19 protein-coding genes and 1 pseudogene are annotated in these 19,227 nt (G+C 40.5%); 10 read left to right on the top strand and 10 right to left on the bottom strand.

Annotated elements, in window-relative coordinates; translation table 11 throughout:
• The first annotated feature begins 9 nt into the window (after positions 1-9).
• The gene (locus UYC_RS0108325) at positions 10-336 is read left to right on the top strand and encodes a hypothetical protein (protein WP_016877278.1); all 327 of its coding nucleotides are present in this window, start codon (positions 10-12) and stop codon (positions 334-336) included.
• Positions 337-470: 134 nt separating this feature from the next.
• Positions 471-1,166 (top strand): DevA family ABC transporter ATP-binding protein, encoded by a 696-nt coding sequence (locus UYC_RS0108320; RefSeq protein WP_016877279.1) that lies wholly within the window; start codon positions 471-473, stop codon positions 1,164-1,166.
• A gap of 55 nt (positions 1,167-1,221) precedes the next feature.
• Here UYC_RS0108320 and groL read toward each other — a convergent pair whose 3' ends face one another.
• The 3 genes from groL to UYC_RS0108305 form a co-directional block, all read right to left on the bottom strand.
• Positions 1,222-2,859: a chaperonin GroEL gene (gene groL, locus UYC_RS0108315; protein WP_016877280.1), complete on the bottom strand. Its 1,638-nt coding sequence runs from the start codon at positions 2,857-2,859 to the stop codon at positions 1,222-1,224.
• Positions 2,860-2,970: 111 nt separating this feature from the next.
• The gene (gene groES / locus UYC_RS0108310; protein ID WP_016877281.1) at positions 2,971-3,282 is read right to left on the bottom strand and encodes a co-chaperone GroES; all 312 of its coding nucleotides are present in this window, start codon (positions 3,280-3,282) and stop codon (positions 2,971-2,973) included.
• Positions 3,283-3,578: 296 nt separating this feature from the next.
• Positions 3,579-4,103: a DUF1772 domain-containing protein gene (locus tag UYC_RS0108305; protein ID WP_016877282.1), complete on the bottom strand. Its 525-nt coding sequence runs from the start codon at positions 4,101-4,103 to the stop codon at positions 3,579-3,581.
• Between the two features lie 232 nt (positions 4,104-4,335).
• Between UYC_RS0108305 and UYC_RS0108300 the strand changes: the two genes are divergently transcribed.
• Together UYC_RS0108300 and UYC_RS40310 are read left to right on the top strand one after the other, a co-directional pair.
• Complete coding sequence (locus tag UYC_RS0108300) at positions 4,336-5,460, top strand: serine/threonine-protein kinase (protein ID WP_016877283.1); 1,125 nt, start codon at positions 4,336-4,338, stop codon at positions 5,458-5,460.
• Positions 5,461-5,560: 100 nt separating this feature from the next.
• Positions 5,561-5,692: pseudogene (locus tag UYC_RS40310) on the top strand (WD40 repeat domain-containing protein); the annotation flags it as partial.
• Positions 5,693-5,919: 227 nt separating this feature from the next.
• Here the strand turns inward: UYC_RS40310 and UYC_RS35385 are convergent.
• Positions 5,920-6,090: a ribbon-helix-helix domain-containing protein gene (locus tag UYC_RS35385; protein ID WP_016877285.1), complete on the bottom strand. Its 171-nt coding sequence runs from the start codon at positions 6,088-6,090 to the stop codon at positions 5,920-5,922.
• Between the two features lie 365 nt (positions 6,091-6,455).
• On the opposite strand from UYC_RS35385, the gene UYC_RS39870 reads away from it, so the two are divergent.
• Entirely contained in the window at positions 6,456-6,581 is a 126-nt protein-coding gene (locus tag UYC_RS39870) for a hypothetical protein (protein ID WP_016877286.1), read from the top strand.
• A 493-nt stretch (positions 6,582-7,074) separates the two neighbouring features.
• Here the strand turns inward: UYC_RS39870 and UYC_RS0108275 are convergent, their stop codons facing one another.
• Complete coding sequence (locus UYC_RS0108275) at positions 7,075-8,682, bottom strand: serine/threonine-protein kinase (protein ID WP_016877288.1); 1,608 nt, start codon at positions 8,680-8,682, stop codon at positions 7,075-7,077.
• Between the two features lie 472 nt (positions 8,683-9,154).
• On the opposite strand from UYC_RS0108275, the gene UYC_RS0108270 reads away from it, so the two are divergent.
• Positions 9,155-9,316, top strand: a complete 162-nt coding sequence (locus tag UYC_RS0108270; RefSeq protein WP_016877289.1) for a metallothionein — start codon at positions 9,155-9,157, stop codon at positions 9,314-9,316.
• A gap of 134 nt (positions 9,317-9,450) precedes the next feature.
• On the opposite strand, the gene hemL is transcribed toward UYC_RS0108270, so the two are convergent.
• Positions 9,451-10,749 (bottom strand): glutamate-1-semialdehyde 2,1-aminomutase, encoded by a 1,299-nt coding sequence (gene hemL, locus UYC_RS0108265; protein ID WP_016877290.1) that lies wholly within the window; start codon positions 10,747-10,749, stop codon positions 9,451-9,453.
• A gap of 108 nt (positions 10,750-10,857) precedes the next feature.
• On the opposite strand from hemL, the gene UYC_RS0108260 reads away from it, so the two are divergent.
• Together UYC_RS0108260 and hisIE are read left to right on the top strand one after the other, a co-directional pair.
• Complete coding sequence (locus UYC_RS0108260; protein WP_016877291.1) at positions 10,858-11,046, top strand: ChaB family protein; 189 nt, start codon at positions 10,858-10,860, stop codon at positions 11,044-11,046.
• Positions 11,047-11,184: 138 nt separating this feature from the next.
• Complete coding sequence (gene hisIE, locus UYC_RS0108255) at positions 11,185-11,835, top strand: bifunctional phosphoribosyl-AMP cyclohydrolase/phosphoribosyl-ATP diphosphatase HisIE (protein ID WP_016877292.1); 651 nt, start codon at positions 11,185-11,187, stop codon at positions 11,833-11,835.
• Between the two features lie 111 nt (positions 11,836-11,946).
• Here the strand turns inward: hisIE and UYC_RS0108250 are convergent, their stop codons facing one another.
• A complete protein-coding gene (locus UYC_RS0108250; protein WP_016879344.1) occupies positions 11,947-13,203 on the bottom strand; it encodes an MFS transporter in 1,257 nt (418 codons plus the stop codon).
• A gap of 526 nt (positions 13,204-13,729) precedes the next feature.
• Between UYC_RS0108250 and UYC_RS0108245 the strand changes: the two genes are divergently transcribed.
• Positions 13,730-13,927: a DUF2811 domain-containing protein gene (locus tag UYC_RS0108245; protein ID WP_016877294.1), complete on the top strand. Its 198-nt coding sequence runs from the start codon at positions 13,730-13,732 to the stop codon at positions 13,925-13,927.
• Between the two features lie 645 nt (positions 13,928-14,572).
• On the opposite strand, the gene UYC_RS0108230 is transcribed toward UYC_RS0108245, so the two are convergent.
• Complete coding sequence (locus UYC_RS0108230; RefSeq protein WP_016877297.1) at positions 14,573-15,295, bottom strand: response regulator transcription factor; 723 nt, start codon at positions 15,293-15,295, stop codon at positions 14,573-14,575.
• A gap of 685 nt (positions 15,296-15,980) precedes the next feature.
• Between UYC_RS0108230 and UYC_RS0108220 the strand changes: the two genes are divergently transcribed.
• The gene (locus UYC_RS0108220) at positions 15,981-16,610 is read left to right on the top strand and encodes a CPP1-like family protein (RefSeq protein WP_016877299.1); all 630 of its coding nucleotides are present in this window, start codon (positions 15,981-15,983) and stop codon (positions 16,608-16,610) included.
• A gap of 72 nt (positions 16,611-16,682) precedes the next feature.
• Here UYC_RS0108220 and UYC_RS0108215 read toward each other — a convergent pair whose 3' ends face one another.
• Together UYC_RS0108215 and UYC_RS0108210 are read right to left on the bottom strand one after the other, a co-directional pair.
• Positions 16,683-17,381 carry an HAD family hydrolase gene (locus UYC_RS0108215; protein ID WP_016877300.1) on the bottom strand — a complete coding sequence of 233 codons (699 nt, stop codon included), beginning with the start codon at positions 17,379-17,381 and terminating at the stop codon, positions 16,683-16,685.
• A gap of 153 nt (positions 17,382-17,534) precedes the next feature.
• Complete coding sequence (locus UYC_RS0108210) at positions 17,535-18,941, bottom strand: NYN domain-containing protein (RefSeq protein ID WP_016877301.1); 1,407 nt, start codon at positions 18,939-18,941, stop codon at positions 17,535-17,537.
• Between the last annotated feature and the right edge of the window lie 286 nt (positions 18,942-19,227).

The following is a 19,227-nucleotide window of genomic DNA, read 5'->3' as shown; positions in this document are numbered from 1 at the left end:
AGGTAAACAATGGTTAATTACGTACCCACATTTCTTGGTAGTGTACAAAAAGCGATCGCCTGCACTCCAAATAATAATCCGAATACCGAAGCATATACTCAAGAAGTTTTACCGGCAGCACGTAAAATTCGCCAATTAGCTGAAGAACTCGGAAAGAATCAGCCATCAACCGAACAAATGAAAGAAGCCATATCGTTGCTAGTAAAAATTTTTGAAGTTAAGCAGGTAGATATGGAAGAACGGCGTGAACGTTTAGAAGAAATTTTGAATATTCATCAGCTACAAAACACATTTCCGGAAATCATGTCCTCGTTGAAAGAACCGATTTTAATTTAAAGGAAACTAATTGTACAGGTGCTCGTGATTGGGGATTAAGAAGAAAGTAGAGGGGAAGGGAAAATTATCTCTCTTCCCCTCTTCTCCTCGCTGCGAACAGTTTATAAATTCAGCATATTTATTTTATTCAACCAATGCTAAGGGAGCCTATTGTCACAATTCAAAATCTCGACCATTACTTTGGTGAGGGAGGACTAAGAAAACAGATTTTATTTGATATAAATCTAGAAATTTATTCAGGTGAAGTAATTATCTTAATGGGACAATCAGGTTCAGGTAAGACCACTCTACTCACCTTAATAGGAGGATTGCGGTCTCCTCAAACAGGAAGTCTTCAAGTTTTAAGAAATGAACTATATGGAGCCAAGGAAAAACAATTAGTAAAAATAAGACGAAACATTGGCTATATTTTTCAAGCTCACAATTTACTACCATTTTTGACTGCTTGTCAGAATGTGCAAATGGCACTAGAGTTGCACAAAAAATTTTCTTATCAAAAAGCTCAAGCTATATCTAAAGCTATGCTAGAAGCTGTCGGCTTAGAACATAAAGTAAATTACTACCCTAACGATCTCTCCGGTGGGCAAAAACAAAGAGTAGCAATAGCTCGTGCTTTAGTCAATCATCCACAATTAGTCTTAGCTGATGAACCAACTGCTGCTTTAGATAGCAAATCAGGTCGGGATGTTGTAGAACTAATGCAGCATTTGGCAAAAGAACAGGGTTGTACCATCCTGATGGTAACTCACGATAATCGCATTCTTGATATTGCTGACCGTATTCTTCACATGGAAGATGGACATATAGTAGATCAAGAAGTTTCTATTTGAGAAACCGCCTCTAGTTGGGAGGCGGTTTGTCTAACTTAAAGTAGGTAGAGAGTTTTTAGTAATCAAAATCGCCACCCATGCCAGCACCAGGAGCAGCAGCAGCTTTAGTCTTGGGTTCTGGTTTATCAACCACAATGCACTCGGTAGTTAATACCATACCTGCAATAGAAGCCGCGTTTTGCAAAGCAGAACGAGTCACTTTAGCTGGATCGACGATACCAGCTTCAAACATATTGATGAATTGATTGGTTACTGCATCAAAGCCAACATCAAATGGTTTTTCCTTCACTCGTTCAGCAATTACAGCGCCATTTTGTCCGGCATTTTCAGCAATTCGCCGCAGAGGAGCATAAAGGGCACGGGCAACAATCATCGTACCGATGAGTTCATCACCAGTTAGGTGTTCTGCTGCCCAATCTTCCAGTTGGGGAGCCAGATGTAACAGGGTAGTACCACCACCGGGAACAATACCTTCTTCTACTGCTGCCTTGGTTGCGTTGATCGCGTCTTCTAGGCGGAGTTTTTTGTCCTTCATTTCCGTTTCGGTAGCAGCGCCCACTTTAATCACTGCTACACCACCAGCTAATTTAGCCAAGCGCTCTTGCAGTTTTTCTTTGTCGTAGGAAGACTCAGTTTCTTCCATCTGACGGCGAATTTGTTCGCAACGAGCTTTCACAGCTTTTTCGTTGCCTTCTGCGACAATTGTAGTGTGGTCTTTTGTAATGGTGATCCGTCTTGCTCTGCCCAACATCTCTAAGTGGGCATTTTCCAACTTCAAGCCAGCCTCTTCAGTAATTACTTGCCCTCCCGTCAGAACAGCAATGTCTTCTAACATGGCTTTGCGGCGATCGCCAAATCCAGGAGCCTTGACGGCAGCGACATTCAAAACACCCCGTAGACGGTTGACTACCAAGGTTGCTAAAGCTTCTTTCTCGATATCCTCAGCAATAATTAGCAAAGGCTTGCCAAAACGAGCTACTTGCTCAAGTACTGATACCAAATCTTGTACTAAAGTGATTTTTTTATCAGTCAGCAGAATGTAAGGCTCATCAAAAATTGCCTCCATCCGCTCTGGATCGGTAGCAAAGTAAGGAGAAATGTAGCCTTTGTCAAAGCGCATCCCTTCGGTAATTTCCAACTCGGTAGTCATTGACTTCCCTTCTTCTAGGGAAATCACGCCTTCCTTGCCTACCTTTTCCATTGCATTGGCGATCATATGTCCGACTTCTTCGTCGTTTCCGGCGGAAATTGCCGCAACTTGGGCGATCGCTTTAGACTCTTCCACTGGGCGGGCGTGTTCGGCAATTTTCTCTACCAAGAAGTGGGCTGCTTTATCAATTCCTCGCCTCAAGGCAATAGCGTTTGCACCTGCTGCTACATTGCGCATTCCTTCTCTAACCATGGCACTAGCTAGAACAACCGCCGTTGTTGTTCCATCACCAGCAACATCATTAGTTTTAGCCGCCGCCTGACGAATTAGAGATACACCAGTGTTTTCTACGTGGTTTTCTAATTCGATTTCTTTGGCGATAGTGATACCATCATTGACAATTTGGGGAGCGCCAAACTTTTTCTCTAAAACTACGTTACGACCTTTTGGCCCCAGAGTGACGGCTACTGCTTCAGCCAAAATGTCCATACCTTTTTCTAGGGCACGACGAGCCTCTTCGTTATAAATTATTTGTTTAGCCATAAATATCCCTCCTGTATAAAGGATTGGGGATCGGGGCTAGAAAATTAAAAATTAAAAATTAAAAAGTAAAAATTTTGAATTAATTGATCTGTCCCTAGCCCCTAACTCCTACTATGTCAGTGTCGCAAGGATGTCTTTTTCTGATAAAAGTACGTAATCTTCCGTACCGATTTTGATGTCAGTTCCAGCGTATTTGGAATAGAGAACTTTTTCCCCTACCTTTACTTGCATTGGCTGGCGTGAAGCGTCTTCATTCCACTTGCCAGCACCAACAGCCACTACTTCTCCTACTTGAGGTTTTTCTTTGGCAGTATCCGGAAGAAGAATTCCACCTGGAGTCTTCTCCTCTGATTCACCTACTTTAATTAAGACGCGATCGCTTAGTGGTTTGACAGTAGAAACGCTCAGAGATACCTGCGCCATATCTAATCCTCCAAGCATTATTTATTGAATTTACAACTCGTACTAATTTGAAAAATGATTGTGACAGATGGATTGCCCAAAAACTGAGTCTAGTAACTCTTTTACAATCCAAAACAGTATCAGGAAGTCAAACGTTTACAGCATAAGACCTGTACGATTAGGTGATGAGTGAATTAGCACTCTCACCTTTCGATTGCTAATTTAGTTAAGCAGACATAACTACAGCAACTCAGTTTGGGTGTGGTTTCCCGAACTAAAAGAGTGTAGAAAACTGAACTTTTGAAACATACACTTTATTAAGCCACGCCCTCGCGTTGGCGTTCTGTAGGAGCTTTTATGAGCGGACGGTTTTTTGGAGTCTCAACGAGTACCGAAAGCAGAAGCGCACAAAACCCAATTAATTGAAAGACAAAGCGTGCTGCGTGCGAGTATTCCCATTGATCGCGCCACCGCATCCAGTCTGCTGGAATTGTATCAACTGTCCATTGTCTAACTTGGGCATTCACAGGCTCAGTGAATGCAAAGAAGATGACGGGGAAAGCTATGACTAGACAAATCGTTCCTAGCAGCGTGAAGCGAAAGGCTGTACGACGTTTGCGGACGAGGAAAGTTAGTACGATCGCCGCCAGCAGGGCACCAACCTCGACAAATGCACCAATATTAGGCGGGCCAAAAGCTACATACAGAGTTTGATGGAGCGTCACCCAAAGGGAACTATCATAACCCATTTTGGCTGGTAGCTCCAATGCATGACACCATGCCATCCCCATGCTCAGGGCGACGAGAGTAATAGTAATAAAGCGCCAAGTTCTCACCAGCATAACTATCTCCTTATTATTTAAGAAGCACGAACAGCACGGTAGAGAACAGCAGCCAAGAGCTAAAAATTCTTTAATTACTATCAAATATATCAACAATCAGTCAGAGCAGGGCAAAATAGAGACAGTTATAAATCATCAACCGATTTGATTAATCCCATAACAAAATACTTTATGAAAATCTCTTTTCCCTAGCCTCTAGCCCTTAGTCCCTATTTCCAGGTGAGTCCTCAACATGAGTTATTGCCTTAATCCCAGCTGCCCCAAGCCTCAAAATACAAGTAATAGTAAATTTTGCCTAACTTGTGGTGCCAAGTTATTTCTCAAGGAACGCTACCGCGCTATACAACCCATAGGACAAGGTGGTTTTGGCAGGACTTTTTTAGCAGTGGATGAGGATAAACCCTCCAAACCACGCTGCGTGATTAAGCAGTTTTACCCGCAAGCACAAGGCACTAGCACTGTGCAAAAAGCAGTGGAGTTATTTAACCAAGAAGCAATGCGGCTGGATGAATTGGGCAAACATCCCCAAATCCCCGAACTGTTGGCATATTTTACCCAAGATGACAGGCAGTATCTTGTCCAAGAATTTATCGATGGGCAAAACTTGGCGCAGGAATTGGCAGAAAAGGGGACTTATGGTGAAAAGCAGATCCGGCAACTGCTAAATGATTTATTGCCAGTGTTGCAATTTTGTCATGCTAGGCAAGTTATTCATCGCGACATTAAGCCAGAAAATATTATTCATCGTGACAGCGATCGCAAACCAGTTTTGGTAGATTTTGGTGCTTCTAAGGTTCTGACTAACACAGCCCTCAATCGCACGGGTACAAGTATTGGTAGCCCAGAGTATGTTGCACCCGAACAAATTCGCGGACAGGCGATTTTTGCCAGCGATATTTACAGCTTGGGTGCGACTTGTCTGCGTTTATTAACAGGGCGATCGCCTTTTGAATTGTATGATCTCAACAACGATACATGGCTTTGGAGACAATATGTGAAATCTCCAGTGAGCGATGAGTTAAGTCGGATTTTAGACAAAATGCTAGAAAGCATTCCGGCTAGACGCTATCAAGCAGCAGATCAAGTCCTGATAGATTTGAATCAAAATTCGCAAGCGATCGCTACACCTGTAATACCAGCCCAACCAGCTGCAAAATCACCGCCCACTTCTACACCACCATCAGCAGGAAATCCAGTAGAGAAAGATTTAGAAGAGCTAAAGACTATATTTCTTGGTGGTAATAAGCCCCAAAATCAAAAAGCAAAGCCATCACCGCCACCAACAAATCAATCTACTGGTAATAGCAAAATCGATGAAGAATTAGAGGAATTGAGAGCTAAATACTTGGGCGAATGATAAATTCTCAAGCTATTTTCCCATTACATTACAACCATATTTAACCGGAATTAGCTTGATTTTTAGACGTAGTAGTATTTGAGATGAATGAAGTTCAACATTCAGCCCAAATGAACAAATGTTAGCTACTGGCAGCGTTGATGGTACTATCAAACTTTGGAAACTGCAAAGCCAACAAGAGATTTTTTGTTTTGTTCAGGATTTTGATTACGTCTACAAGTTACATTTTTAGCCACATCATTAAATAAGTGATTAAGCAAAATTAAAGTTACGGGTGGAGTCCGAGAATAGGAAATAGGGAACAGCTTAAATAATTTGTAATTATTTTTGTTGAAGTACTTACTTGCTAGTGCAGATGGAAATAGAAAAATACTGAAGCATCTAATTAGTGTTGATATAGTTCATGACTATACATCCATAGCAGTAAGTCCGGATGATCTTCTCTGTTGAGAGAGCGGTTTAATCACCCATTTTTTGTTCATCTTGCGACTGCACAGATAATCCTCGGATCAGTTCCCGAATCACATCTGTTGCTGGCCTGCCAGTTTGCTGGCAATACTTTTCAAGTTTTTCGGCTTCACTTGATGCCAGATTAACCGTAATTCGTTTAGTTGCCCATTTTTTGTTCATCTTTAAGGAAAGGTTATATGTATTTTGCCACAGGTTAGTCTACACATCTTTGAATCACTATTGGTAGAAATAAACTACTCTCCATAGAAATTTAGTTTTTTGCGAAAGAAAAATCTCTCTCAAAGAGAATCACATAATTATTCTATTTTTAGGAGATTTTGCCTAGAAAATAACTTAATTCAAGTATAAATTACAAAAAAATTATGTGTGAGTAGATAAAATATTCTAATACTAGAATTTATCAGCATTTCTGAATAAAAAATTAATAATTTACAGAAAGAAAGTCCAGTCAATTTATATGCAATTTTCCTGCAACGTCATACAACAATTCTTGGCATCTTGAAAAATGCCATTGGAAATGGTAGTTGGAGGATGCAGTAGATAAACTTTTGGCAGGATTAGTAGTTTGTGCCAACGAAGAAAAAGTCTTTAAAGAGGTAAGGCAAGCTATTGATGAAGGGAAAGTAAAAAAGAAAAAACCGCCAGAGTAATTTTACTCTGGCGAAAGGTAGCATACCAATGAGGTTCATCTAGCACAAGGAACTGTAGATAAGAATTACAGAAAAGTATGGTTTTATAAAGTCAAATACAACTTTCATGCAACACCTCATGACTGTTGGTGCTGTTAAGTATAAGGCAGAAGGGAATTGGGATAGGAGGAGACAAGGGGAAAGAACATACCGATCAATTCTCCTTGCCCCTATTTCCCCGTGTTTCCTTGTCCTCTTCTGTACGCAGTTCACAAAGGGCTATTTAGTGTATGGATGTAGTAAAGTCGAGATGCCTTTAATATCACCGATCGCTAATCAGCCATGATAGTTTGTTGCTAAAATAAGCTTTGCTTGATTGCAAAACGCAGTAAAAAAGCCAGTGTGAGAAATACCACTGGCAAGAGATAGTGCAAAACTAAAATTAAGAATTCCAGAAAATTTTGATTTTTTAAAGTCAAATACAACTTTTGTGCAACTTTTGGTGGAAAGATTTTTATAACAAACCTCGTTTACCATTGGGGCGTACTGTCATCCAATTTATCTTTGCTAGTGTTAGTTGTTCTTCAGAAAGTTTTGCACCAGTAAGATTAGCACCACACAAATTGGCTCCTCGGAGGTTAGCATTTTGAAGATAAGCATAGCTGAGATCTGCGCCCCGTAGATCGGCTCCTTCTAAATCGGCATTACCAAGAAAAGCTTTGCTTAAATTCGCATCCTTGAGATTAGCTCGATTCAGACTAGCTTGCCCAAAATCACTACTGTGGAGATTAGCTCCTTGAAGGTTGGCTCTTTCCAATTGAGAAGAATGGAAATTTATTTCTGATAAATTCGCACCTTGCAAATTTATCAGACTTAAATTGTGAAGGGCAAAATCTCGTCTACCTTTTAGATAAGCTGTTAGTAGGCTTTGGTGATCTAACTGTCGCATTACTTTAGACGGTTGCTGTTGGGAATCACTGCACTTGCTAGCCAAAGTAGAAGCTTTGGTGGTTACAACTCGTTGCTGTGTCTTCCCGATATGCATAGTACCAGTACCTTCTGCTGCTTTGGCTCGTCTGGCGCGAATTGCGGCAGCTATCTGCGCTACACTTAAACCAGAAATATTAGCGCAAGAGTTGCTAGAATCTTCCGGATGTTGATTTGCTTGGTCTTTCACATCACCAGAAGATTGAATCATCATACTTTTCGATAAACTTTCTAAGTATGGTTCAAGATCTAGTGCTCTGAGTACTTCTTCGGCTGTTTTGTAGCGATTGCGTACTGAAATTTCCAGCATTTTCCGCAGTACGTCTACGAGGTGATCGCTTACTTGCACATAAGATTCCCACATCATTTCACCTGTTGTGGGATTGTATTCCAAATCCTTAGGAGATTTACCAGTTAGTAGATAAATACACGTCACCCCTAAAGCATAAATATCACTAGCATAGACTGGACGCATTGCCATTTGTTCTGGAGGTGCAAACCCAGGTGTACCAATTGCATATGCAGTTAATGCCGTTTGTTCTGATTGATTGACGCTTGCTTGGGTGACTTGATTTTTGACAGCTCCAAAATCTATAAGAACTAATCTACTGTCTTGAGTGCGGCGAATGATATTGGCTGGCTTAATATCACGATGGATCACCTTATGCTCGTGTATATATTGCAGTAGTGGCAGTAGCTCACTCAAGAATTGCTTAACTCCAGCTTCACTAAGTGTTCCACTTTGTTTGACCTCTTGCTGTAAAGTGGCACCACTGATATATTCCTGAACTAAGTAAAATTGTTGATGATCTTCAAAGTAGTCTAGCAGTCTGGGTACTTGGGGATGATTACCAATCTTGCCCAAAGTCACAGCTTCTCGCTCAAATAGTTCGCGTGCCATTTGCAAAACGTGGGGTGTGGTTCCCGACGGACGTAATTGCTTAATCACGCAACTCGGTTCGCCCGGTAAAGCTTCATCAAAGGCAAGAAAGGTTGCCCCAAAACCACCTTGCCCTAAAGCTTTCTGAACTCGATAGCGATCGCACAACAACAGTTGTGAGCCACAAGACTGACACCTATCGCTATAAGCTAAATTTTCTGGATTGGGACAGTTAGGATTTAAGCAGTAGCTCATGCACTGTCAACTCGCTGCACGAAAAATTACGGGTAGCTCTACACCCTAATCCAATTATTGAAATCAAAAGTTACTTTAACCAGGTAATTTTCGCTGGAAATGCTTTGAAGAGTTGCTAAAGTTGCGCTAAGGTTGGGTGAAGCAAGAGTAAAATTACGTAATTTAGCCTATTTCCTCGAAGAAAAGGAAATTGCGACACTAAATAAATAGTAAATTCGCTTTTAAACTCATCCCCGGCTTTTTGTAAATCCAGAAGCGGAGCGAAGTTTAACAAGCTGTTGATTTCGAGTCATTGGTCAATAGTCATTTGTCCTTTGTACCAAATGACAAAGACGGCAAGCGACTATTCATCCCATTCCTAGAATTAATGGACTTTCTCGCCGTCTTTTGGTAATTTTAATTTTTATTACTTAAATATATGAATAACTGTTCATGTATTGTAGTTTAATGGCAGGAAGAAAAGGAGAAAATTATGACAACCGTCACCCAAATGAAATGTGCTTGTGAATCTTGCTTGTGTATTGTGACTCTAGAAGATGCTATTCAAAAAGAAGGTAAATATTATTGCTCAGAAGCTTGTGCTGAAGGCCATAAAACAATGAAAGGTTGTGGTCACGGTGGTTGTGGTTGTTAAGCAGTTCCCATGTTTGCCCTGATAAATTTTCAACTCCGCCCATTATTTGGGCGGAGTTGCTATTCTTACAGAAATAGTGGCAAATTCACTGACAATTTCCTAGATAGCAGCAGGTTAGAACTGCAATAGATGCGTCACAAATTAGACATTACATCTCTTGCTGCTTCTAAAGTCCGGTCAATATCTTCCTCGGTATGAGCTAAGGAGGTAAATCCAGCTTCAAACTGGGACGGTGCCAGGTAAATGCCACGCTCTAGCATCCCACGATGGAAGCGAGCAAACTTGCCCAAATCCGACTTTTTGGCGTCTTCGTAGTTATGGATAGGGCCAGATGCAAAGAACAAACCAAACATAGCACTAATCTGACCACCACAAGAAGCGTGACCAGTTTGTTGAGCTATTTGCAATAAACCGTCTGCTAACTTCTTAGTAATCCGATCTAAGTACTCATAAGTACCGGGTTTTTGTAGCAGTTCCAGCGTTTTAATGCCCGCAGTCATCGCCAAAGGATTACCAGAAAGAGTTCCTGCTTGATACATCGGGCCAGCAGGGGCAACCATAGACATAATATCCCGACGACCGCCATAAGCTCCTACAGGCAAACCGCCACCGATAATCTTACCTAAAGTTGTGAGATCGGGGGTGACACCAAACTTCTCTTGAGCACCACCGTAAGCAATGCGGAAGCCTGTCATCACTTCGTCAAATACCAGTAACGCCCCATGTTCGTGGGTAAGTTCTCGTAACCCTTCTAAAAAGCCTGCATCGGGAGGAATAAAGCCAGCATTACCCACAACAGGCTCCAGAATCACCCCAGCAATTTGGTCGCGGTTTTCTTCAAACAAGGCTTTTACAGCTTCCAAATCGTTGAAAGGCGCAGTTAAAGTGTTGCTTGTTACTGATTTAGGCACTCCAGGGGAATCGGGCAAACCAAGGGTAGCAACACCGGAGCCTGCCTTTACTAGGAACATATCAGCGTGACCGTGATAGCAACCCTCAAACTTAATCACTTTTTCACGCCCAGTGAAAGCTCTGATTAGCCTTAGCACTGCCATACAAGCTTCTGTGCCTGAGTTCACAAATCTTACCATTTCGATGCTGGGTACGGCATCAATGACCATTTCAGCTAAGACATTTTCCAGCAGGCAAGGTGCACCAAAGCTGGTACCTTTCTCTAAAGCTTCATGCAGTGCCGCAATGACTTCGGGATGGGCATGACCGCAAATAGCTGGCCCCCAAGTTCCTACATAATCAATATATTGATTGCCATCTACATCCCAAATGTATGCGCCTTTAACGTGGTCGAAAACAATCGGTTGCCCTCCCACAGATTTGAAGGCACGAACTGGGGAACTTACCCCTCCTGGCATTAGATTTTGAGCAGCGGCGAAGATTTCTTGTGATTTGGTAGTTTTAATCGTTGTATTTACCAAGGTTCTCTCCTAAAAGAGTGGGAAGTAAAAAGCTATATCCTAAGATAGGAGTCAAGTCTTCTCAGAACTTCTATCGTATAAAATTACCTGAACCAAGAAAATAACAATATGTTATACAAGTCCAATCAAGACTTGCCTGTTGAAATTCGCACTCGCTTATCCGATACTGACCAAGATGTTTACCGGGCTGCTTACAACTCGGCGCTTGATTGGTATGGTGAAGAGGCTAAAGCTCATAAGGTAGCTTTGAGTGCTGTGAGGATGCAGTCTGTCATACATAAGAGTTCTGTAGTTTAAGATAAGACTAGATTAAAAACAAGATTAAATTAGAAGATAAATTTAGAAAATTATTTTAAACATCATATATCATCTGCTCTAAATAGAATGGTATCGTGAATCCATGAGTCATTCTCGCTATCTTTAAAAGCAGCTGGTATGTTTTTTTCTGCGACTAATTCACAACAAAATGCTATCCCTATTGACAAAATTCGCTACGATGAACGCGGTCTTGTCCCAGCGATTGTTCAAGATTATTTGGATGGCACTGTTTTGATGATGGCGTGGATGAATCGGGAGTCACTACAAAAGACTTTAGAAACAGGAGAAACTTGGTTTTGGAGTCGTTCCCGTCAGGAATTTTGGCATAAAGGTGCGACTTCGGGTCATATTCAAAAAGTTCAGAGTCTTCGTTATGACTGTGACAGCGACGCATTACTGATTGGAGTAGAGCAAGTAGGAGATATCGCTTGTCATACTGGTGAGCGTAGTTGTTTTCATCGGATAGACGGGAAAATTGCTCCACCACCTGGTGATACTCTATCGCAATTATTTCAAATAATTTGCGATCGCCGCGATCGCCCGAATGAAAGCTCATATACCTGTGCATTATTTGCAGGTGGTGATAACAAAATTTTGAAAAAGATTGGTGAAGAAAGTGCGGAAGTAGTGATGGCATTTAAGGATGACGATGCAGAAGCGATCGCATCTGAAGTCGCTGATTTGCTGTATCACACTCTCGTCGCTCTTGCCCATCATCAAGTTGATTTGAAATCAGTGTACCGAAAATTGCAAGAGCGTCGCCGCTAAAGAGAAAAACGAAGTGTAGAAAAATAGACGATCGCAAATAACTAGTTAAGTAGGGAGTCAAGGGTAGAGGTATTTTCAAGATACTTCCACCCCTGTATCTGTGAACGGAAGCTATTGACTACTAACCAACATCCGATTCAGATAAAGCAAAATTGCCAGGGTGAGCAAAACACTCAAGGCTAACCCCAACCAAAAGTAATTTACTAATAATTTTGATTGATCTAATGCCCAACCTCCAAGCAAAGGGCCAATAAAATAACCAATTGCCCAGCACAGGGAGTTGATGGAGAAATAAACGCCGCGTCTTGATGCAGGTGCTAAGTGGGTGACTAGGGAATAAGCAGAGGGTGTGTATGAGACAACAGCAGCTGCCAATACTCCCAATGCTAAAGTCGCCCAAAATAGATGCCCTGTTCTACAAACACCTATAAACCAGATCGAACTAAATCCAATTGCCCACAAAATGGCCGAAACTGCAAGTGCTTGGGGCTGAGAAAAGCGTTTGACAACTCTAGCAACTGGTAGCTGCCCGCAAATCGCTACTATCAAGTGCCAAGCGAAAAGGGTACTGATGGTGGTTGCTGTAAATCCTGTTGCCGAAAACCCAACTGGCACAAAATTTTTGAGGTAGAGGGGAAGGGTGCTGTGCAATTGAGAAATATAAATTGTGAAGATAATATTGACTGCAATATAAGTGAGAAATCGGCGATCGCGTAATGCCCAAATCCAAACTGCAAAATGAGAAGTCAATTCTGTTTGTATCGGTTGTGGTTGATAATTTTCTGCGATCGCTACATAAATCACGGCAAAAAATACAATAAATGAAATGGCATCAATGATAAATAGGGTGCGGAAATTCCCAGTTGCATTAATTAAAACTCCGCTGCAGACAATTCCCATCCCCAATCCTAAGTTGTCTGCCAGTCGGGTAAGGGCAAAAGATTCATGACTATTTTCAGGTGGTGTTAGATCGGCAACAACTGCTTCAGTTGCAGGCCAGTATAAACCAATGCCTAAGCCACTAATTAACTGACCGACGATCAAGATGAAAAAATTGTGGGTTGCAGCCAAAACTAAAGCAGCCAATGCTGAAATTGCCGTTGCTAGTAATAGAGTACGACGACGTCCTATTTGGGGAGAATCTGCTAAGGAGCCACTTAAAATTCGTCCTACTACCCCAGAAACTGAGGCGCTACCCAAAGCAAAACCAACCGAAGTTGCTGATAAACCAATTTCATTGACAAAAAAGATGGGAGCATAAAACAGTGTTAAACCGGTGCCAATAGTTGAGAGGAACCTACCGAGCATTAAGATCCAAACTTGGCGATGAATGAGGGAAAACCATGAAAATATTTGGGATTTAGACACAAATTTCCTTGGCAAGGAGAAAGTTCTTCCTTGTCTTTCCCATCTCCGCCACTCCCCTAACACTTATTTTGAAATTTTTATCATTTTGTAATTCTTATCATTTCCTGAAATTTTCCTCACTGATTCCACAGAGTTTCCACAAGCACTTTTGTAGTTTTCCACAACCACTTGTTGATCCCATAAGCTCTTGCTGAATTACTGGGGATTTTTTATTTACATCTGTCAGGGGTTTACAAGACTGAGTTTTTGTTAAGTAATTTTACAAAAATACTTCTATAACCCTTATAATTCCGTAAATGTGTATTCTTTATAAACCATGTCTTAACATTTCGCAGCATTGACAACCCCACCCCCTTTTGACGCACAATGATTCGGCTTGCCTTTGTAGTCTGCACTTATGGGTGTGTAATAACCCCACTTTTTGTCACCGCAGATTGTTGGGTTGACAAATGATTTTGTATTCCCCTGAGAGCTTTGACTACAAGCAAAACTTCCCTATTGATAGCCTGTAAAGGAGAAAAATCTCATGAACGCAACAGTAAGCATCTTTACAGAAATTCCTGAAACACTACACGAATCGCTCAAAACTTACTTAGAAAAGCATCCAGATTGGGATCAAAACCGAGTTTTGACAGCAGCACTGTCGTTGTTTTTACTTCAAAATGGAGATAGCGATCGCCGTGCAGCTCGTGTATATTTAGAAACGTTATTCCATCACTGTTAAGCATAAATACGCTGCCCCGATTCATGCCCAATTGCTCATCCATTAGACACCGTAGTTATAGGTGTTTCTATGTGACGGTGTTATTTTGGTTAATGCCCCATTAGGGGTACGGCATGATATCCGCCGTACCCCATCAATAGATTTCTATGTAAGAATTAGAACTAAACTTGAGAATGCTACCAACAAACCACGAGTTTCTAGCGGATTTTTGATATTTCAGTCAAGAATATAAAAATGCTATTTTGATGGTAGATGCCGTATTTAATATAGAAATTAACTGTAGAGGTTTTTTGGCGCTTACCCAAGCGATTTATCTGATGAAACCAACTATGGAGCTTGCTGGAATTTATACCATTTTCCTAAAGTTTGGCAATACCTCTATTCCCGCATCTTTCTGCCTGGTGAGTCTGATGCGTCTTCATGTGATTCCTTTTTGAATTGATACTTGGCAAGTTACGTCCAAGGTATCCCCAGCTCATAAGCCAATAAATTACCAATCAAGCAAAACTAAATTTTGATTTAAGCGGCGACTTTTGCCGCTTGCCATATTCGCATTAGTGACGTTGTTTGAAACAACTGCATTCATTTGTCTGGAAGAATTGCAGTTTAGTTTTGGTTGCCAATGCATTGAGTATTGAAGATTGGCTACTGCGGTTTGTCGGAGTGCTGGGAGGGAGTAGTAGGGCACTCAAACTTATAACCAACGCCACGAACAGTCTGAATTAATGCTGGCTGGCTAGCATCAATTTCAATTTTCTTGCGAATTTGTCCGATGTGTACATCTACAACTCGTTGGTCACCGACATATTCATAATCCCATACTTCCTGGATCAGTTCTGCTCTACGCCACACTCTACCTGGATGGCTAGCTAAAAAATGTAGCAAGTCGAATTCCAGAGCCGTTAAGGGTACAGGTTGACTGTTGAGCGTTACTTCTCGCCTGACGGGATCGATCATCAGCTTTTCAAAGACAAGACGTTTTTGTTCTGCTGTGGTTACAATCCGTTGACGCCGCAAAATTGCTGCTACTCTAACTTCTAGTTCTCCCAATCCAAAAGGCTTGGTGAGATAGTCATCAGCACCTTTAGAGAAGCCGCGAATCTTATCAGCTTCGTCTGCACGACTTGTCAACATGAGAACAAAAACACCATTGCGGCTTTGCATCTCTTGACAGAGGTTAAACCCAATCACATCTGGTAAATTGACATCTAAAATCACCAAATCCGGATTAAATTGCTCAAAAAGAGCCAGGGCTGTCTTTCCATCTTCGGCAGCCTCTACCTGGTAGTTCTGCTTTATTAAAAAGCGTTGGATTAAGTTCCGAACTGCAGGGTCGTCATCAACTACAAGAATCTTGGCAGGAGCCATGACCATCACTTTGCACAAAAATTTATTAGGATTAACTTACGGGTTGCGTCAAAAACGCAGTTTCCGTTTGACAGGAAATCAAAATTTACAAGGTTGAGTTAAAAATTCCCTGATTATCTAAAATACTAGTTTAATCTGGAATTTCAGCAACTAAAGCGCGATTAATTTATATAATGCCACTTTAATCAGTTTAGGCATGGGAATTGTTAACCCTGTATCTAGTGGGCAGATGCTCTTACCGCGCCGCTACAGTTAAGTAAACCAGGAGGCTTTTTACTCCTATTACTTAAGTAATTCAAACGCTTTTATTTTAAATCTACAAGCGACGGATTGGAATGAGAAATTTTGAAGCTGGCTCAGTAAAACCTATTTAAAGCAAAGTCAACAGCCAAATCCGAAACAGAAAAAGATAATTTTTTCATAAAAAAGCCTTTTAGGTATTTTTAGCTTAAGTTCTAGAGTAAAGCTCTAAATGGGGAACGGCATGAGGGGATACACGGAGTTCTAACCATATGTTAGAGTGTCTATAGTTAAAATTATCATGTCGATTGTGTTTACCCCTGCTAATATCCAGGTAGGATGTAACATCGACCAAAACATTGGTTCTCACCAAAGATAAATCCTAAATTTATTATTTCTACAACAAAAGACTGCTGCCGATTTTAGGCTAGACAAACAAATTCCCATGAGCGAGCAAAATCCCTACGAAAAACTTGGGGTACCAGAAGACGTTAGCTTCGATGAAATCCAGGAAGTTCGTAATCGCCTCTTACAACAGTACAGTGGCGATGCTAAACGTCTAGAAATGATTGAAGCTGCCTATGATGCGGTTTTGATGGATCGTTTGCGGTTGCGCCAAGAAGGTAAGATTAAAGTGCCTGAACGCATCCGTTTTCCAGAACGTCTTGTACAAGCACCTCCAAAAGAAAATCCAGCCCCTCGCGAGCAGTCACCTGCATGGCTGCAAAGAATACTGGATAAACCAACATCAGCAGATGTGTTGTTACCTGGTGCTTGGTATTTAGGTTTGAGTGCCATCAGCATATTTTACCCAACTGGAGCAGATCAAGTTCTACAGTTGGCACTGGTAGTTGGAGTAGGTATTAGTATTTACTTTATCAATCGTAAGGAAGGTAGGTTTGGTCGAGCGGTTTTATTCACTCTGAGCGGTTTAATTATAGGTTTAATTGCTGGAGGATTAGTTGCTAATTGGGTAATACCGCAAATACAACCATTGATTCCTCTGACGCAAAATCAGTTTTCTACTGTAGTGACGTTTGTATTGTTGTGGCTAATAACTAGCTTTTTGCGCTAAGTCGATTATAGTTAATAGCTAATGGTTCATAGCTGATTTCTTCAAAACCATTAGCTATTAGCTATTAGCTATTTATCTGGTTGGTTGCAGTGCTCGCTCCAAAATGAGATTAACAGCTACGCTAAAATTTGGAACAATCATGTCGGGTTGATAAAACTTTAACTGTGCCCGATCGCGAATACCACATTCAACGGTAATTGATTTAATACCGTGCTTTTTAGCCGCTGTAATATCGGCTTCGGTATCGCCTATCATCCACGTATCTGTAGCGGCTGGTAGTTCCTTTAATGCGCGTGCCATCAATAAAGGCTTGTCATCAATATCGCGGGTTTTGACATAATCGTTACTCAAACAGTAGCAGCGATTCTCTGGGAAAAATTTGCCTAAATCGTACTTTCTAAACGCGTAATCTAGTTCCCGCACGCGGCGCATAGTCATTACTGCTAAATCAATGCCAGCCTGTTGAATTTTTATTAATGCATCTACAGCGCCATCAGCAAGGCGATCGTACTCAAAGTAAGGTTCTGTATGTACTGTTTGCCGCCGCAATTGGGAAAATTCTTGTGCTTGAACTTCATCTAAACCGGAAATTATACCAATTTGTTTTTCGGCTACACGCGATCGCTTCATTTGCCAAAACTCTGCTTTCGAGAGTTCCCGTACTTTTTGGTTTGGACGTCGAGTTTTTTCTAAACAGAATTGATAAACACGGTAATATCGTTCTGAAACATCTATAATAGGGCCGTCAAAGTCTGTAATAATCCTTAACATTTTCTTAAAACGTAATATTTATTTACAGACTAGCTTAGATATCACTGTATATTAATGTGTTTAAGTTTTAAATATTTGATAGGTGCGTTTTAGATTACTAATTTGACAATAGTACTTGAAGTTGCTAGCAAAGGCAGTGGCGTATGCAAGCCTTTAGTTTTTGGTTGTGGCAAGAGCTTCTTTTAAACCCACTTGCCAGCGATCGCCTATTCTGTGAACATCGAAACAATTGCAATCATTTACTAGAAAAGCTCGGAAATTACGGCTTAAACCCAAATTTCCCAGCATTTTATTAACTCCTAAACTGTATTGTTTATTAAAATGGCTACTTAAAATTTCTATAGGAACATAGTTGTTGGGGAATTTACTCATTAGGGTAGTAATTATAGCAACTAATGCCTTTTCTAAATCTGCTTTAGAAGTAACCTCTTTTTTCAGTGCAAAATTATTGTTATTTAACTTATTGAGTTGAGGTTTTCTAAATAAAGCTACATATGCTTCTGGATTTTCTAATGGTTGATAGATAACAACATCAGATTGATATTTAATCAAAACATCCTTTGCTGTTTTCCCCGGATAGTGATGAGATGTAACTTCATTAATGTCAAGATTATATTTATGCTGATATATTTGCGCAATTTGAGATAACTTAAACCATTGATTAGAAGTGGTTTTTTCTTCAGATATAATTATGCCTTGAATTTGTTTAATAAATTTATTAAAATCAGGTATTTCTAATATGCTACGAATGTGAGTTTCACCAGTGTTACTGTTCAAGATTTTGAGATGATTGCCTTGCTGACTAACTCGATAAACTATTAATCCATTTTGCTGTAAATGATTGCATAGATTAGTCATCACTTTGTCTGAGGAACAGACTAAAACTTCTTGAACTTGTGGGTAGCGTTCGTGAATAGATGAGCCGAAGGCTATCATTTTACCATCAGCGTTGTCTTTACCAGCAGGTACATGAATTAAATCATAGCTGCGTTGATGGAATTCAAAATCTTGTTTACCCATACTGCACCAATTAGCAAAAGCAATTTTTACGTGCAGAGGACAATGACAAACTGTGGTTAAAAACTTTTCAGTTTCGGCATTAAGTTGGATGTTTTCTGCATCTAGAAGTAAAATTGCGATTCCAGTTTGCTGTTTTGATGTAGCGGTTACTGTTGGTAAAAATTTCTTGGATGAATCTACTTCTAGACAATGAGATGATTTATTTGATTCAGATTCTGAATAAGATAATTGCCGAATTGTCTCTAAAAATTTTATTAATACAGGTGAATCAAAAGATTCGGGAGTAAAAAGAGCTTTAAGAAAACACTGTAAATTTTGAAGCAATGTACTTTGGTCTTGAGCTTGGCTGAGTAAGTTTGTTAGTTTTAGACTCAGCGCAGATTGGTTGCGGCTACTATGCCAGTTTATATTTCTATATTTATCTAGCAATAATTCAGGTTGCTGTTCTTGAATGGTAATAATTACTTGATGAAGGTTGTAGCTGATTTTATTAATAAGGCTAGTATCATTGCTACTCGACGGCAGGTTATCATTGGGCATAGCTCAAACACAACAGTAAGGCATCCTAGCTCAGACGATCGCCAAAGACGGTGATTTACAAATTTATACCTAGATCGGCAATGATTTGGGATCAGTAAAACTGCTGAGGAAAAGCAACATTAATTTTGGCTTTTTCTCTGGTAAGATGCACGAACTGACAGTTTTGGTGGTTAATGATGACTAAGCTAGATCCTCACAACCCGATTTCTTCATCAATTGGATCGCTAATGAAATAATTCATTAAGCAATCAAAACTTGTACTGCTTCAGGTGGTAATTTAGGCTTT

This window comes from Chlorogloeopsis fritschii PCC 6912, from assembly GCF_000317285.1.
Classification (GTDB): domain Bacteria; phylum Cyanobacteriota; class Cyanobacteriia; order Cyanobacteriales; family Nostocaceae; genus Chlorogloeopsis; species Chlorogloeopsis fritschii.
This window is presented reverse-complemented; position numbering and strand designations above follow the sequence as displayed.